This window comes from Anabaenopsis sp. NIES-4685, assembly GCF_059725405.1.
This window is the reverse complement of sequence record NZ_AP043602.1, coordinates 2,157,432-2,173,949: the sequence shown is the minus strand read 5'-3', so window position 1 is coordinate 2,173,949 and position 16,518 is coordinate 2,157,432. Positions and strand designations below refer to the sequence as shown.

Genomic DNA, 16,518 nt, shown 5'->3' with positions numbered 1-16,518 from the left:
ACTGTCCCTGAAAGCCAGTCAATAAAGACTAAATCCCTGGTGAGATGAGGCATTTATCTATCTCCCCGCCTTGGAGGTGGGGGTTCTGACTCCCTGTAATAGATACTTAAATTAACTCAAAGTATCTTCACATTCTAAATCATTATAATTCCTCAAGGTTTATTAGCGAATCTTTGGCCTGATAATTGTTTTAGTTGTCACTATTGCAGAGGAGTTTGAACACCAGTAGGAAACTGACAAGGATATTCACCGAAAACTAAGATTGGCCAGGACAACGAGTCAATCCCATAAGTCTTGTCTTTTAACAACCTCGTCGTGAGTACAGGCGAACGGCTTTCCCCCTTGTCTCAATGGCATTGAAGCTGTAAAAAGAATCCGTGAAATGATTCTTCTGAATATTATTGCTTTGCCGCTCTAATACTTTTTGCCGAAGTGCCGATGGTGAAGCGGCAAGCTTACACAAAGAAGAATGACCCCTAAGGTTCCTTATGTCAATGTTACAGTACCCGCTTTATGACTTTCTCGCAACCGTACCCAGCTGCTTAGAAACAAGTACTCTGGCTATGGTGCTGGAGATTTTTGAGCAAGAGCAGTGCGATCGCTTGGTAGTAGTAAATCAGCAACAATACCCCTTAGGATTGGTGCAGTCTGCCCGCTTAACACAAAAATTATTGGCAGTATGGGGTGGAAATCAAGTTTTGGACTTGCAGCAGCCATTGTCAAGGTGGGATCAAGCCATAATCGAGCCTCTCAAGACATTACCAGCAACTTATTGTGTAGAGCAATTAGATCTGCTTTGGCGTTACCAAAGGAGCCGAAACAACAATAACTTAGATTGGGCACTGATTGATAAAGAAGGCAAATTTCTAGGGCTGCTGAATAGCTCACGAGTGTTAAGAGCATTAACTCAAGAAAAATTGGCTTTTGATTCTAGTAGCAACCACTGCTCACCTTCGGGGAAGAGAACGCCTAAAAACAGTTCCCCAGATAATGCTAACACCTCCAACAAGATCAGCAAAACTCACTGGCGAACTGATAAGTCACCACGGGGGCGAACTACTGGGAGAATCGCTGAATGCCAAGCTGGGCTGCCGCGATTGCTACCAGCACTGCGGGATTGCTTACGTGGAGAAGCCATAGCCAGATCGCGGCTGAGAAATCAATATCAACCGGCACAAAAATCACTAGTGCAGCTATTAGAAATACTGCCTTGGCCGTTAATGCTGCAAACTGGAACAGGTGAAATAGTAGCGCAAAATCCGGCTTGGTGGGAGCAATTAGGAGTATTGAAAGATCCCGAAGGGATTCGCGAACAAGTCGAAGCAATACTAGCCTCCCAGGAGAGGAAAACGGCTTCAGAATACGCTAAAGCTAGCAGATTTTATTCTCAAGGGAATAATCATCCTAGGGAATCTCATTCAACAGAACAGACCTTGATGTCAGCGAATGAACCTCTGCCACAGGGGGGATATTCCCCACCACCCAGACATAGCCTACACGATAGCGTTCGCGGAGCATCTGCTAGAGAAGAAGATAAAAGTAAGCAGTCAACCCCCAAAAAGAGTAAATCCAATCACTGTTTTTTGGATAGTCAGATGGGTACTTGCACCTGTGTTGTGGAAGTGCACAATGGTAGCGAGCGAATTTGGCAGTTTGCCAAAATTACCTTAGATAGTCACAAATCAGAACTTCTCTCCCAAGAACTGAATCTGCCAGAATTGAACTGTAGGCAAACTGAGGCTACTCCCAAGACTCAAGGAAGTAATGACCTATGTTTAGTATTAGCTACTGATGTCACCGAACAGCAGCAGATATATAAAGAACTAGCAGCCAAAAATGCTGACCTGATTCAATTAAATCGATTAAAAGATGAGTTTTTAGCTTGTATTAGTCATGAACTGAAGACTCCCCTAACTGCGGTTTTGGGACTATCAAGGTTACTGGTAGATCAGCAGTTGGGTGAACTCAACGAGCGCCAAGCCCGTTATGCAGGACTGATTCATCAAAGTGGACGACATTTGATGAGTGTAGTTAATGACATTTTAGATTTGACCCGCATGGAAACCGGACAGATGGATTTAGCCCTTGTCCCGGTGAAAATTCGTGCAGTGTGCGATCGCGCCATCACAGAAGCAAAAGCGATTCACACTCAAACCACCAAAGCTACCGCCACCCCAACAGCCAATTCCATACCTGAATTAGCCATCTCGATTGAACCAGATTTAGATGAGATAGTAGCGGATGAATTGCGCTTGCGGCAGATGTTAGTACACCTACTTTCCAACGCCTTTAAGTTCACAGAAAACTCCGGGGAAATTGGTTTGCGCGTCAGTCGTTGGGAAGGCTGGATTGCCTTTACTATCTGGGATACAGGTATTGGCATTCCCGAACATCAGCAACATTTAATCTTCCAAAAATTCCAACAACTAGAAAATCCCCTGACGCGCCAATTTGAAGGTACTGGTCTGGGGCTGGTTTTAACCAGGGCTTTAGCTCGTCTTCACGGAGGTGACGTGAGCTTCTTATCTCGTGAAGGCAAAGGTAGCCAATTTACACTACTACTCCCACCTAGTCCGCCCACAACAGGCTTGAGTGAAGCAGAGACAGGAATCAAAGAACATAGCCAGATCAAAACTCCTGAAACACAAGGATTGAGCAGCTTGGGAGTGAGGGGTCACGCCGTTTCCCCAGGGTCGCGCAGAGAAATCTCAGCACGCCAGCGCGTGGCGACAACTACCCAACATCCACCCGCCAGCTCACAACGGTTAGTGCTAGTAGTGGAAGCAGTAGCTCGATATATCGAAGATTTGACCGATAAGCTGAAAGTTTTAGGTTATCGTGTCGTCATCGCTCGCTCAGGAACAGAAGCAGTAGAAAAAGCCCGCCGCTTGCAACCGAAAGCGATCTTCTTAAACCCCTTATTACCCTTACTGTCAGGTTGGGATGTTCTGACTCTATTGAAATCTGATGCTGCAATTAGGGATATTCCCGTAATAGTCACAGCCACTGGCGCGGAAAAAGAGCAAGTATTTGCCCATGGGGCGGATGGTTTCCTCAACTTACCAGTTCAGCATGAGGCCTTAGTACCACTGTTAGAAAACTTGTGTACTCAACCAGCAATGAGAAATTCACAGTTAAATAATCATCCAATCACCCCGATCACAAGTCCACTGAGAATTCTCAGGTTGGTAGAACAGAATTTAGAATCAATTAACCCCCACCCTTCACTGCGAGAACATCGGGTGATAGAAGTAGATGATTTAGATCAAGCTGAACTCTTGGCACAGGTTTGGCAGTTTGATGTCATTTTACTGGATGTCGAAGGTGCCTTGGCACAAACTTACCTACAAGAGTTAGCTCAACATCCCATACTGGCTAATATTCCACTGGTGACTTGTGATGTGGCGACTACCCTAGCTGCTTCCCAGATACCTGGTTTGTCGGTGTTTCCTTACTTGAGATCATTGTCCCAAGAAAAAGAAAACGGTGATTATACCACAGATCCCTTGTTATCTGTGTTACAAATTGCATCTGGTATCTGCTGCCCACCCAGTATCCTGGTGGTAGATTTAACCATGCTGGACTATGGCCTGAGGGTTCAGCCAGACGCTGATCAGGGTGATCAAACAGTCGCAAAACATTCACCCAATAACCAGGGTAACCATAGCTTGCATGGTTTAGCTATACGGGGATCTGAGTGGTTTCAAGCTTTAATCCAGTACTTACAAACGGCTGGTTTAAAAGCCTCAATGGGGCGTTACTGGGCAGAAGTCATACAACAAATTCGCCACCAAAGCGTTGACTTACTGCTGATTTGCTTAGGAGATTCTTCTGTTCATCAAGAGGTGCTAAAAGAGTTAAAAGCATTAGCCGACTTACCTTTCAAGCCGCCAATTTTGATCATTGACCAGCGATTCAGTCACACGCCTACTGATTCTCTAACTGAAAAAACTTGCAAGAGCTTGGTTACAGCCGAAAACTTCACGAGTGAATTAGCTCAGTTTGTGGTTCGCATAGTGTCTGGAAAAGAAGACATCGCCCCGGAGATTTTGCCTCGTTCCATATCAATGGAAGACTTATTGGCTGAAATTAATCAAGCCTTGGGTTTAAAAGCAGACCATTAATAATAATCACAAACAAACAGCGAAAAACCAGACACAAGACAGTATGCAACAAAACTAAAAAATGACAATACCTTATCAAATTATACTAGATACCAACGTACTTCTAGCTGGTTTACGCTCTAGTCGTGGCGCATCCTACAAGCTGTTAAGCATACTCAACGATACTCGCTGGCGATTAAATATTTCTACCACATTAATCTTCGAGTACGAAGAAATACTTAAAAGACAAAAAGACCAGTTAACCCTAAACAATCAAGATATTGATAATATTATAGAAGCCCTTTGTGCCATATCTAACCAATGTAATATTTTTTATCTATGGCGACCAATTGCACGCGACCCAGACGATGATTTTTTAATAGACTTAGCGATGGAATGCCAAGCCGAGTTTATTATCACTTACAATCAAAAAGATTTACAAGCAGCAGAGAAATTTGGCATTAGAGTATTAACTCCTAAAGAATTCTTACAACAAGTAGGAGAAATATCATGAGTAACTTAAACATACAAATCCCCGAATTCTTATATAAGCAAATTGAAACCTTAGCAGCCAAAGAAAATATGCCTTTAGAACAACTGGTAGCCATTGCACTATCAGCACAAGTTTCTGCATGGATGACCAAAGACTATGTAGAAGAAAAAGCCAAACGCGGTAGTTGGGATAAATTCCAGGAAGTTTTAGCTAAAGTCCCTGACATAGAACCAGAAGACTACGACAAACTATAATACCCAATTCCCAATACCCAATTCCCAATACCCAATTCCCAATACCCAATTCCCAATACCCAATTCCCAATCCCCAATTCCCACAAGTGTTGAATGTTAAGAAAGAGGTGATAAAAATAGCCCAAAATATGGTAAATTTTGGGCTAAGGATTAAAATAAATTAATTGATAATGATTATAAATTCATTTCCCAAGATTGTCAAAGACATCCTCAGACCGTTGCCAAAAAATGATTATCCAGTTTTGAACAGCCGTCTTTATGTTGAGTGTTGGTTGGCTTATGTCTTGGATAATAGCTTAACAAGTATGCGGGACTTATTTAAAAGATTAAATAATACGGGAATTGACGTAAGTATTTCAACATTTTTCTCTGACATCAGTTTCATCCCCTAACTTTGGTGCCTCAGCATAGCGTCTGAGAAATTCATCATTCCACCAATAAATAAGAGGCTTTTCTTTGATAAGATTAAAGCGATCGCTCCAAAATTCAAACCGTCCAACCTGTGCCAAAGAAGTAACGCTCTTTCGTGATGTTCCCCCTACTTCTGCTGGACGCAAGTCCAGTAAAAGCAAGGAACGTCAGTAATGCACCGAATCCCGCGCCTAAAGGCGTGGGGAGTGTCAAAAAGAAACTCGAATTAACTGATACCTTTGTCTAGTGCCTAAAATATCGTAAGTACCGGGTTGCAAGTCCATTTTTTCAAGGTCTTGATCTGAGGCGATCACAAGCATTGAAGGCTGTTTTGCTGGCTGAGAAGTTCGATTTTGAATATACTCTACAGCATCTTTTGGCTGATAAATATAATTTACCGGTTTTTGGGTGTAAAATACTACGCTTGGTTTTTTGAAGCCCACCATAACTAATTCCTCATCTGATAGAGGGATATGTTTCTGTGCCACCACAAGGGCAGATAGGTCCCTCAAAGGTTGCTGACGCTGTTGATCCATCAAGAATAAAGCTGGCATTAAGACAATGATCAAGGTGGCTGTAAAAATAAGTAAATTTGCATTAATAATACTGTGCCAACGGCGACCGATAATTAAAGCGCCAATCAGGAGCGCCCCCAAAAACCAAATTATTCCCCCTAGTGTTGGTAAACCTGCCTTTTGAATCATTAGGAGGAAGCCGGGCGCAACTGAATTATGATCCATTAAATGAGTAATCTGAAATAGTGCCACTGCCAATACTGTGGCTAAAATCACATTAGTCCAAGCACTGATTTTGACAACAGAAGAGGCGCTGGGGATATCTGACTTGTTTTCGGGGAGAAAATCACTCCATAATAATGCTATTAAAATAGCTACGGCGGGCATTAAAGGCAATACATAACTGGGAAGTTTAGTGACAGCAATATTAAAAAACCCAAAGATAGCAATAAACCAGATACAGGCAAATAAACCCAATTGTTGAGAGCGTTCTTGGCAATTCCTCCAGTGCGATCGCTGCCAAAATCTGGTTCTAGCCATTGCTGCGGGTAAATACACTGAGTAGGGCGCAAATCCGAGTAATACTACTAAGAAGTAGAAATACCAAGGAGCGGAGTGACCATTAACTACCTCTGTAAAACGTTCTACATTGTGATAGCCAAAAAAGGAATTGATGTAATCCCAACCATTACGCCAGCTGACCAAGAGATACCAGGGGGCTGATAAACCGAAAATAATTAGCATCCCCGTGAAGATACGCATTTCTTTTAAGACTTTGCGGGTGTTGCCAACATAGATAATAAATGCGCCGATAATGAGTATGGGTAAAACAATTCCTACGGGGGACCTTTACTCAAAATCGCCCCAGCAATTAAGACGTAACAAGCCAAATACCACGAGTTGGGGAATAGAGATAAAGGGAATTGTGCCTGTTGTTGTTGCTGACTAGCATACCCTAGAAAAAAACATAATAATGCTGATGCCATGCACCCAGTCAGCATCATATCTGAGACACCGGTTCTTCCCCAGACAATCATCTCAGGACTGAGTGCTAGCATGGCGGCTGCAAGCATTGCTGTGAAGTTGCGCCGAGTCGGCTGTGAAACCTGCTCTAATTGGTCTTTTTGGGATAAATACCAGTGTACAGTGTAAAAAGTTAAACTGATGACTCCTACGGCCGCCATGGCTGAAGGTAGCCGCACTGACCACTCATTTACCCCGATAATTATATAGGCGATCGCTTGACACCAGTAAATTAAAGCTGGTTTATCAAAACGAGTTTCGCCGTTAAAAATGGGGGTAATCCAATCACCTGTAACCAACATTTGACGGGAAGCTTCAGCAAACAGTGGCTCTGTTTCATCAATCAAGCCCACACTCCCCAAATTCCACCCATAAACCAGCCCAGCAATCAAAATTAGTATAGTCACAGCCAAAACTGGACTTTTGAGTATATTTTTGTACCAGTTGTTCACATTATTCGGAATAGTCAGTTTTATCCTCATTATTTATTCGTCAATACTCAACAGTTAAAATAAGTACTTATATTTTGTTCTGGGTCAGACCCTGGGGAATAGGAAATTAACTGCCCTCAAGGAGTCAGTACCAATAACCATTCTCGATTTTCGGTGTTCCATTGCGGCCAAGAGGTTTCCCCAACTACATATGGTCCCCAGTAACGCCGAGAACCGTCTTGTGCAAAGGCAACTATAACATCTCCGTTTTCCAACTTGAGATTCCCATTAGGTAAGGACAGAATCAACCCCTGTTCACTACCTTCTTGGGGATCAAAATCCCAATGAGCTGGAACAACGGAGGTGGTCACCTGTGGCTGTCGCGCCAGTAAAGCCAGGCGCACAGGCTGATTTGTTTGATTGCTCATGCGTAAACTGCCTTGATGGTTGGTATTAGCAGTTAAGCCTTGATCATCTGCCAAGATGTGAGTATTGTTGAGTCCGATTTTATTGGCTTGGGTAGTTTCTGAACCGATGGTAGTAGAAGTGACTGTTTGATTTAGGACGGGTGGGACTGAAATTACATCCGGCTCTAGGATGTCAGAAGCAGGTAGATTCATATGGTCAGTTGACTCAAAGGACACACTGATTTCCCAGCATCCCACCATGAATCCCAGCAGACCCAGGGTACAAATTGTAATAGCAGCGTTACGATATGCTGTCAATTTCATGTTGATAATGGTTAGTAATAATATTTTGTTTAGACTTTACCAAATACTAGCCTATTCTCTGAGGCGGTAAAATGTAACTATTTGGCACCCACTACCCTGGTTATTAATGCAAAACACGCGTTTAACTAATTTATTCGATACCATTGCTGGCCGTTTGGGGCAATGGTTCTTAAATCCTTGGCGACGTTTATCCTTACTATTGATTAACTTCTTTTTTGGTTTTTTCCTGGGAACAGCAATTTCTACCATAGCTGGACAAAGAGGTACGTTAGATATTGTCATGGCCAGTATTCTTGTGGTACTCACAGAGGTGACTAGCAGAATATTTTATAGTCGCAGGTTTTTGGCAAAACCTTCGCTCTTGGTAGAATCGCTTAACGTTCTCAAGGTCGGTTTTACATATAGTATGTTTGTCGAGTCCTTTAAACTGGGTTCCTAATTATGAATTTTTGGGAAGCTGAAGTAAATCCCACAAAAGCAAGTTTACTCAACTGTGTGCTACCAACTTTTCACCAATTCTGCCAAACCCACCTGAATCAGCCACCAGAAACAATGTTAGCCCTGTTGTGGGACTTATGGCTACCATTAAGTATGAAATTAGCTTCCCATCGCCAAGCCTTGGGAAGACCCCTAATTCAGGGAATTTTAGGGGGACAAGGTACCGGTAAAACCACAATGTGTCAGGTACTGTGTAAGCTTCTCCAGGAGTTGGGATATCGGACTGTGAGTTTATCGTTAGATGACTTGTATAAAACTTACGGCGATCGCCTGATTTTAACTCAGCAAGACCCCCGGTTGATTTGGCGCGGAGCACCGGGAACCCATGATCTAGATTTAGGTTTAAAAGTCCTAGATCAAATTCGTCAGGGCGCAAGTCCGGTGAGTATTCCCCGCTTTGATAAATCGGCATACAATGGTGCTGGCGATCGCACTACCCCAGAAATCGTGAAAGATATTGATATTGTTCTGTTTGAAGGTTGGTTTGTGGGGGTGCGGCCAATTGATACAGATGTATTTAATCATGCACCGCCACCAATTGTCACAGAGGAAGATAGGGTATTTGCTCGTGACATGAATCGGCTTCTGAGTGATTATCTACCACTGTGGGAACGATTGGACAGTTTAATTATACTATATCCCACTGATTACCGTTATTCCCTGACCTGGCGACAACAAGCAGAACAACAAATGATCGCTACTGGCAGAGGGGGAATGTCAGATGCACAGATTGAGGAATTTGTCAAATATTTTTGGCGATCGCTGCACCCGGAATTATTCATCAGGCCGTTGGTGGAATCGCCTACAGGGGTTGATTTAGTCATTACCATTAATTCTGATCACAGCCTAGGGGGAGTCTATCCCAAGTAGATGGAATAAAGGTACACTCTTCCTAGTTGAGTGGTGTTAATTGACTAAGAGGATGTTTGTCAAGTCATGATTAGTGTATCGAATATTATTTGACCCCACCCCCTTCCTTACAAGGGTAGGTTTTTAATATGATCTGTGAAGGCAAGACTACCGAAGACAAGGAAGGAAAGTGGACAAGGAAGATTTTATACGGAGAATGGTCTTTTAATGGGCTATTTTTCTTACTAAGAATACAGACTTTGTACTGTTTTTCTCCGGTGGTCACCTTGTCCACCTTGTCCACCTTGTCTTGTCCTTGTCAGGGGAGGGGACTGGATTTGATTGTTTTTTGTGTGTTCCCTGTTCCCTAAGATAAAAATTACCTGCGGAAAACTTACCAAACAACCTCTAACCTTTTGATTGGATTTTTTGCACCAAATCATTAAACGGGTGCCAATTATTCTCTTGGGCGATCGGTTCCCAAACTGATTCAATCACTGGTCTTAATAAAGCCGTCTGGGGATTATGATTAACTAGGGTTTGGGCAATTATAGGCATCTGCTCTACATCCAAAGAATTGAGAATTTGATGATATAGTAAGCACCAGTTCTCAAATATCTGTGATGCACCTGATGTCGGGATAATATCCGCACCATTCATGACCATATGGGGATCATCTCGCCATTTAGCGGTAAAAGTACGCGCCATTTCATAGAAAAATTGGTGATAACCAACTTGGCTATCTTGTAAGAATTGAATTGTTAAATTTAATAGTTCATTTGCTGCAGGTAAATCTAACTGATTAAACCCCAACTTTTTCAACATTAACGAGCGGTATTCATTTTGATAATACTTATTGAACTTTCCTAATGCTGAATCCATTTCTGTTTTGTCAATGATTGCTTGTAATGGTTCCTGAAGCAGTTCTAAATTCAATTGACAAATACTGGGTTGATGACTATAACAGTAACGTCTATAGTAGTCGAAATAAGCGGCTGTAAAGTAGGGGTCATAAGTAGGAATGAAAGCATAAGGGCCATAGTCAAAGCTTTCTCCGGTAATTGACATATTGTCAGTATTGAGGACTGCATGGCAAAAGCCAACCGCCATCCACTGGGCTACTAGTTGGGCTACCCGTTGGACTAGTTCGGCATAAAATAAAACATATTTGTTGGGTTCGGGCTGGAGATGAGGGTAATAATACTCAATTACATGGTCTAAAAGTTTTTGAGTTAAATCAGGTCGTTGGAAATAATGCAAACGTTCAAAAGTACCAAACCGGATATGGGAACTGTTTACCCTGACCATGACAGATGACCGTGTAGGTGAAGGTTCATCACCCCTCCAGAGAGATAAACCAGTTTCAATCATGGTCAAACAGCGAGATGTACGTACCCCTAATTGGTGTAATGCTTCTGCTGCTAAAACTTCTCGGACTCCGCCCTTAAGTGTCAGCATTCCATCACCGCCACGAGAGTAGGGTGTTTTACCGGAACCTTTAGTACCAAAGTCGTATAACTGGCCATCAGTTCCGCGGACTTGTCCATAGAGAAAGCCTCTACCATCACCCAAATCAGGGTTATATGTGCCAAATTGATAACCGTGGTAACGTAATGCTAATAATGGTCGGCGTTCCTGGAATTTACCAAAGGCGCTAATAAAATTTTCGTCTGTAACGGCGTGGGGGTCTAGCCCCAAAAGCGGTAAGAGTGAATCATTGCGCCAGCGTAAAATATGTTGGGGAAAATCTGCTGCTATTACCTCGTCGTAGTAGTCATCACCCAAAGATTCTAATGCTGGTTCGTAGTTGAGGGTGAGAAAAGGATTATGAGAATTTTCCTTATTGGGGGTTTCAGCTAGATTCATCGGGAGAAATGCTAATTGATTCTACCTTTTATCCTACCGCAGTGAATGTGAACTGTATTACCACCAACATCGCTACCCAGAAACATCAAAAAATAGCTGACTGTGAATTTAACCTTTACGCCTTTGCGTAAAACTCAATTCATATTTTCACTGAGCAAAGCCCAGAAAAAGTAGTATAAATTAAGTGTTAACTTCCTATCGCTCAAAGAATCTTTGCCAATGGATCCCACTAAAACAGTTACTGTGCCTACTCGCGTGATAGGCTTAATTAGCGGTACTTCCGTCGATGGTATAGATGCTGCTTTGGTGGAGATTTCTGGTAGTGATTTAGATTTGCAGGTTAGTTTAATCGCTGGTCAAACATATCCCTATCCGGCTGAATTAAGAGAAAAAATATTAGCAGTGGGCGCTGGTGTGGCCATTTCCATGGCAGAATTAGCAGAAATAGACGATGCGATCGCCTGTGCTTTTGCCAAGCTGCTCAAGATATCCAAATCGGTCACCAATCAGCTACTTTAATTGGTTCCCATGGTCAAACTGTTTACCATCGACCCGCACACACAGACGCATTTAACACTACATTAGGTTACAGTCTGCAATTAGGCCGAGGTGCTTTAATTGCCCATCTCACAGGAATCACCACTGTGAGTAACTTTCGGATCGCGGATATTAATATTGGTGGTCATGGTGCGCCCCTTGTACCGAGAGTTGATGCTTTTTTACTCGGTGATTCAGTGGGGGGACGTTGCATTCAAAATATTGGTGGAATTGGTAATGTCACTTACCTTCCTCCTCGTGGTGATCATTGGCTTTCCCAAATTCGCGCCTGGGATACTGGCCCGGGAAATAGTTTGTTGGATTTGGCAGTAGAATATTTAACTGATGGTGGTCAGTCCTATGATGAAAATGGCAATTGGGCTGCTAGTGGTGTTCCTTGCTACTCATTGGTAGAACAATGGTTAGAGCAAGATTACTTTCATCTACCCCCACCCAAGTCTACGGGGCGCGAGTTGTTTGGTGTAGCTTACTTACACCAATGTTTGCAAGATGCTGAACCCTACCAACTCAATCCAGCTGATTTACTGGCGACACTCACAGAACTTACTGTTGGGTCTATTGCTCACAGTTATCGGAGTTTTTTACCCCAAATGCCCCGGCAGGTATTATTATGTGGTGGGGGTAGTCGCAATCTGTATTTAAAACACAGGTTACAGTTATTACTGCCATCCCTGTCGGTTTTGACTACGGATGAGGTGGGCTTAAATGCTGATTTTAAAGAGGCGATCGCTTTTGCTGTTTTAGCCTACTGGCGACAGTTGGGACTTCCTGGTAACTTACCATCAGCGACCGGTGTTCCCGGCGAAATACTTTTGGGAGAAATTCATTTAAGAGCATGTGGGAAAGAAAACTTATCAAACAACCTCTTAGACAATGGGTGTGGTTAAGATCCCCGACTTCTTTCGGTATGGGGGATAGTCTAATATAGTTAGTCTAGAAGTCGGGGATCTGAAAACAATTCTCCCTGTAGGGTGTCTGGTCGGCTTTGAGCTGCTAGGCGACAAATTTCCCCCCAGGAAATTACCAGACTGTTATAAGCAGTGGCCTCCTGTCTCCAGCCTTTTTTGTCGCAAATGTTATATAACCGATAGGTTAAATCTCGTAAGATTTCCCACTCACCCTTATATTCAGATAATACCGCCGCAGCGCCCGTTTCTCCTTTTTTATCCAAAGTGTAGATCAGGTGTTGGGTAATCAGCCAATTACACCCCATGGGGTTGCAATTCTCTGGTAACTCTCCCCGGCGCAATAGTCGCACCTTTCCACCTTCAGCAAACAGAATACCCCCATTCACCAACCCTTGAACACTGATATTTTTAGCTTTAGATAAAGTTTCCGCCTCCCCATAGATTCCCTCATTAAATTGATGTTGTTCAAACCAGATCAAAGCCCAACTGGTCTCTAGGTCAAATTCTCCCTCCTGTTCCGTCAGGTATTCATCCAACATTTGATTAATGAATTGTAGGGCCGTACGTACCGCCATAGCAGAACCGTCAGCGTCTAGGATTTTAGTGTAACGGGAGAAAATACCCATACCCGGACCAATGCTAGCTTGGGCTAAATCCACCGGTGCGATATTATCTTGTTGCAGTTTTTCCAGTGCTGCGGGGAGTTCCCGCTTGAGTTGTTGCAGAAATTGGCGACGGGTGACGGAGGGGGCGGTTTCTGGACGGGGACGACAGACAAGGACAATGGAAGAGGCCAGGGCGTTGGTTCCAATACCTACGCTGCGGTTACTTAATTCTGTTCGCATTGGCCAAGTACTCACAATAGTAAAACCAGCTTGGATTAAACCCTCTAGCATGGTTTCCCAACCGGTGGAGGCGGTGACATTTTGGTTATTTTGACTGGTTTCTGTTTCTGACTGTTTAAAGGCGTAATAAATAGTAACTGGATATTCAGAATTTGCGGTTTCTCGCATTCTCCTAAAAGCTGCACCTAAACCAGTTTCAAAAAATTCTTTAGCTTGTTGTTTATCACCGCCAAACCTGTAGGGGGTGGCGACTAGTTCTTCTATTTTGGGTACTAGTATGGTGCTGCAAATTTGTGGGTAAAGTTTGCCAATGGAACGGCGCAGCCAGATATAAAAGAAGTCTGCTAAGTCTGCATAGCCAATGTTATCGTAGTATGGGGGGTCTGTGGAGATGACCGGAGAGTTTAAATGTAATTTTTGGGCTGCATTATGTTGTTTAACTAAGCCAGGGGTGTCAGTATTTCTTAATTCTATGACTGCTGATATCCAGTCAACAGCACCGCCAAAGTTACCTGTAGAATCACTTAAGGGGTTAGCTTCTACAAAGTCCCAGGTCATGGGAATTGCTTGACGGGCGAATGTATTTCGGATCGTATCACGCCCTGAATGCCAACTACATATACTAGAACAATAATCCGTTGATTTATCAACTGCAAACCCTAAATAAGTGGCGACAGCATCGGCGTAAGCCGTCGCACCCATACCCCCTTGGGAAAGTGGTAAGTTATCATCTGGGATACCCGCAGCTAGAGCATCAAGTTTGACTTGTTCCCTGGCGACCCTGACTAAATCGCTGAAGGTGGTTAAGGCGACAAGCTGACGGGGGGTAAATAAATCAGCGTGTTGGGTCATTCCATATAATTGCACACGAAAACCAAGGACTGTTCTGGTAAGTTACTGTCTGGTTTCCATTGTGGGTGTGCAGACAAAGCCACTTTGATCTGCTCCTCATTGGGGGGAATATACAGGCGTTGCTTTTGACCCTCCGTTACAATAGCCATTAACTGAGGGTTCATTCTTCCTGCTTTCCCTTCCTGGCGGATGTGGTCAAAGGGTACTGGACTGTCACAACAAATACACATCGCCCCTCTGCGGTTAACGGTTCCCTCCCGTGGTGTTCCTTCCCCGGTTTTGACTGTAAAACTCACCCTGGGGGGTTGGTGACTGCTATCAATTACAGGTTCTACCCAAGCTTGTTTACCCTTTTTGGTGGATAATTTAAAGGAATTTACTAAAGGCATTTGCGCCCCACAACCGGGGTTAGGACATTTGACAGTCCGCGCCCACAACCAAGCAATTACGGTTGCTTCCCCACCGCCATGCTCCAGGGGTAAACTCACCTTGGGGTATAAATGGCCAATAGTTTTAAAAGCTTGGTTTCGCATCCATTCGCCATAATAGCCCACGTCGGCTGCTAACCCCTGCGCGCCGTACCATTGGGGGGCTTTTAACTTTGTTTGCGCTTCTGGGTTGACGGGGGGTTGATTCTGAAATTTGGGGGGAATTTCAATTAAGCCTTTAGTAATTAGTACGGCGACAGGGTTAATATCACTACCATGGGCGACTAAACCTAGGCGTTGTCCTTCTAGGGGTATGGAACCACCACCACAAAAGGGGTCATAAACAGGAGGTGCATAGTTTTGTAAATATGTACGTACTTCTGCGGTGTCTGTGGGTGGTGTTTCGTTGCGACTCCAGGCTAAACAACGGGCGATTTCTTTTTGGGCGGTTTCGATAATTTCCCGGTTATTGATACTATCCCAAGAGACTAAACCCTTAACTACCTGCTCCGGTTTCCCTTTTTTGTCAACGGTAACAATTTTACCAATGATATCAAATAACCGTTGTCTTTCTTGTGCTTGATCTGCTTCTGTGGGGAATTTATCGGGGTGACTAGATGGGTCATCTACTAAGGAAGCAAATAATACCGCCCTACAAGTGGCTGTGGGTTTTCTTGACCACCATAAATGTAGTGTAGAAGGATGTCCGTGTCTAATGGATTTTTCCCTGGTTGATTCTTGGTTGATGGCTTCCAAGGGTAGGGCGACTTCTATTAATTTTTTTTTCATTATGATGGCACAGACAAGAATTTACCCAGGGAGTTATGAATATTGTTAGTTATTTTAACTTGAGTGGGGATGTTGTTTACATTTAAAGGTCTTTAGGTAAAAGAATCAAGAGAGGTTTATTTAGGTCTAAGTCTGGGAAAATATATTCAGCAGACTTGAATGGTTCCCTAAATATATTAAGAAAGGTAGCTGGGGACTCTATCTTTGATGGAAACTCAGGGGAGTGTCAACAATGTAAAACTTTGTTAAGAAGAATCTATATTTAGTTGTCAGGTTGATTCATAAAATATAGAATTGGGATGAGTGACATTAGGAGGAACTGGTTTAATAACCAAATCAAAAGCTAATGAAAGCCAGGGCATGAATCCTCTTAGAAGCAGCGCACCGCGAAGTGTGAAACTTTTAAAACTCAAGAATGCCTTAATTAACTTGGCTGTTGTCCAGCATAGGTTGCAAAGCCCACCAAAAACAGCAACGTAGTTGAGTGTTTTGTGGTTTATGTGTGGGGATGAGAACCAATTAGAGGGCTTGAGCCAGTAGTGAGATGGTATTGTGGGAAAACAAAAAAACAGGAAGGGTAATCAACCTGTGTAAGAACGGCGATCTGCACCTTGACAATTGAAGAGGGGTTATATTCCATAGTTGTAGTTGTTTGGCACCGAATAGGTAAAATCTACCCTTCGGTAACCTGCTATGAGGCTACATGGAAGCTAGAGGAATCATAATTTAAATCAAACCAATTCTTGGAGCTAGTCCTAAGCTGACTATTTTATAGACAAAACTATGCTTATTATGTTGACAAGCATTGACATAAGTGAGTTAAGAAAATCGCCCACTTGATATATAATCCTAGGATATCAAGTAAGGTACTTTGTTTAAGTTGACGCCCCATCATCCCCAGCTCCTTTCCTTCCTGGAACTGAGCAAGAGAAGGAGGTCGTCCACTGGGACACAAACATTAACT

General features: G+C 43.2%; 11 protein-coding genes and 3 pseudogenes. 8 read left to right on the top strand and 6 right to left on the bottom strand.

Features of this window, described 5'->3' with window-relative positions; translation table 11 throughout:
- Positions 1–488: 488 nt before the first annotated feature.
- From AC6IZ0_RS09650 to AC6IZ0_RS09635, 4 genes and pseudogenes are all read left to right on the top strand, one after another.
- Positions 489–4,124, top strand: a complete 3,636-nt coding sequence (locus tag AC6IZ0_RS09650) for an ATP-binding response regulator (RefSeq protein ID WP_497725913.1) — start codon at positions 489–491, stop codon at positions 4,122–4,124.
- A gap of 61 nt (positions 4,125–4,185) precedes the next feature.
- Positions 4,186–4,617, top strand: coding sequence for a putative toxin-antitoxin system toxin component, PIN family (locus tag AC6IZ0_RS09645; protein WP_497725912.1), 432 nt, complete (start codon positions 4,186–4,188; stop codon positions 4,615–4,617).
- Complete coding sequence (locus tag AC6IZ0_RS09640) at positions 4,614–4,850, top strand: hypothetical protein (protein WP_271733984.1); 237 nt, start codon at positions 4,614–4,616, stop codon at positions 4,848–4,850. The genes AC6IZ0_RS09645 and AC6IZ0_RS09640 overlap by 4 nt, the downstream gene beginning before the upstream one ends.
- A 170-nt stretch (positions 4,851–5,020) precedes the next feature.
- A pseudogene (locus tag AC6IZ0_RS09635) lies at positions 5,021–5,215 on the top strand (IS4 family transposase); the annotation flags it as partial.
- Here AC6IZ0_RS09635 and AC6IZ0_RS09630 read toward each other — a convergent pair.
- From AC6IZ0_RS09630 to AC6IZ0_RS09620, 3 genes and pseudogenes are all read right to left on the bottom strand, one after another.
- Positions 5,207–5,422 (bottom strand): hypothetical protein, encoded by a 216-nt coding sequence (locus AC6IZ0_RS09630; protein WP_271733997.1) that lies wholly within the window; start codon positions 5,420–5,422, stop codon positions 5,207–5,209. The pseudogene AC6IZ0_RS09635 and the gene AC6IZ0_RS09630 overlap by 9 nt on opposite strands.
- A 48-nt stretch (positions 5,423–5,470) precedes the next feature.
- Positions 5,471–7,281, bottom strand: a pseudogene (locus tag AC6IZ0_RS09625) (ArnT family glycosyltransferase).
- Positions 7,282–7,367: 86 nt separating this feature from the next.
- Complete coding sequence (locus AC6IZ0_RS09620; RefSeq protein WP_497725911.1) at positions 7,368–7,961, bottom strand: hypothetical protein; 594 nt, start codon at positions 7,959–7,961, stop codon at positions 7,368–7,370.
- 106 nt (positions 7,962–8,067) lie between these two features.
- On the opposite strand from AC6IZ0_RS09620, the gene AC6IZ0_RS09615 reads away from it, so the two are divergent.
- Both AC6IZ0_RS09615 and AC6IZ0_RS09610 read left to right on the top strand, forming a co-directional pair.
- Positions 8,068–8,400: a DUF565 domain-containing protein gene (locus AC6IZ0_RS09615; protein ID WP_271733987.1), complete on the top strand. Its 333-nt coding sequence runs from the start codon at positions 8,068–8,070 to the stop codon at positions 8,398–8,400.
- A 2-nt stretch (positions 8,401–8,402) separates the two neighbouring features.
- Positions 8,403–9,329 (top strand): glycerate kinase, encoded by a 927-nt coding sequence (locus tag AC6IZ0_RS09610; RefSeq protein WP_497725910.1) that lies wholly within the window; start codon positions 8,403–8,405, stop codon positions 9,327–9,329.
- Positions 9,330–9,716: 387 nt separating this feature from the next.
- Here AC6IZ0_RS09610 and AC6IZ0_RS09605 read toward each other — a convergent pair whose 3' ends face one another.
- The gene (locus tag AC6IZ0_RS09605) at positions 9,717–11,174 is read right to left on the bottom strand and encodes a protein adenylyltransferase SelO (protein ID WP_497725909.1); all 1,458 of its coding nucleotides are present in this window, start codon (positions 11,172–11,174) and stop codon (positions 9,717–9,719) included.
- A gap of 8 nt (positions 11,175–11,182) precedes the next feature.
- Here AC6IZ0_RS09605 and AC6IZ0_RS09600 point away from each other — a divergent pair, with 8 nt between their 5' ends.
- Positions 11,183–11,305, top strand: coding sequence for a hypothetical protein (locus AC6IZ0_RS09600; protein WP_497725908.1), 123 nt, complete (start codon positions 11,183–11,185; stop codon positions 11,303–11,305).
- Positions 11,306–11,393: 88 nt separating this feature from the next.
- Positions 11,394–12,619 (top strand): annotated as a pseudogene (locus tag AC6IZ0_RS09595) (anhydro-N-acetylmuramic acid kinase).
- Between the two features lie 41 nt (positions 12,620–12,660).
- Here AC6IZ0_RS09595 and AC6IZ0_RS09590 read toward each other — a convergent pair.
- Positions 12,661–14,337: a DUF1156 domain-containing protein gene (locus tag AC6IZ0_RS09590; RefSeq protein WP_497725907.1), complete on the bottom strand. Its 1,677-nt coding sequence runs from the start codon at positions 14,335–14,337 to the stop codon at positions 12,661–12,663.
- Positions 14,334–15,554 carry a DUF1156 domain-containing protein gene (locus tag AC6IZ0_RS09585; RefSeq protein WP_497725906.1) on the bottom strand — a complete coding sequence of 407 codons (1,221 nt, stop codon included), beginning with the start codon at positions 15,552–15,554 and terminating at the stop codon, positions 14,334–14,336. The genes AC6IZ0_RS09590 and AC6IZ0_RS09585 overlap by 4 nt, the downstream gene beginning before the upstream one ends.
- Between the last annotated feature and the right edge of the window lie 964 nt (positions 15,555–16,518).

Coding starts and splice junctions, on each gene's coding strand:
- AC6IZ0_RS09650 (WP_497725913.1), top strand. CDS start 489: ATGTCAATGTTACAGTACCCGCTTTATGACTTTCTCGCAACCGTACCC.
- AC6IZ0_RS09645 (WP_497725912.1), top strand. CDS start 4,186: ATGACAATACCTTATCAAATTATACTAGATACCAACGTACTTCTAGCT.
- AC6IZ0_RS09640 (WP_271733984.1), top strand. CDS start 4,614: ATGAGTAACTTAAACATACAAATCCCCGAATTCTTATATAAGCAAATT.
- AC6IZ0_RS09620 (WP_497725911.1), bottom strand. CDS start 7,961: ATGAAATTGACAGCATATCGTAACGCTGCTATTACAATTTGTACCCTG.
- AC6IZ0_RS09615 (WP_271733987.1), top strand. CDS start 8,068: ATGCAAAACACGCGTTTAACTAATTTATTCGATACCATTGCTGGCCGT.
- AC6IZ0_RS09610 (WP_497725910.1), top strand. CDS start 8,403: ATGAATTTTTGGGAAGCTGAAGTAAATCCCACAAAAGCAAGTTTACTC.
- AC6IZ0_RS09605 (WP_497725909.1), bottom strand. CDS start 11,174: ATGAATCTAGCTGAAACCCCCAATAAGGAAAATTCTCATAATCCTTTT.
- AC6IZ0_RS09600 (WP_497725908.1), top strand. CDS start 11,183: ATGCTAATTGATTCTACCTTTTATCCTACCGCAGTGAATGTGAACTGT.
- AC6IZ0_RS09590 (WP_497725907.1), bottom strand. CDS start 14,337: ATGACCCAACACGCTGATTTATTTACCCCCCGTCAGCTTGTCGCCTTA.
- AC6IZ0_RS09585 (WP_497725906.1), bottom strand. CDS start 15,554: ATGAAAAAAAAATTAATAGAAGTCGCCCTACCCTTGGAAGCCATCAAC.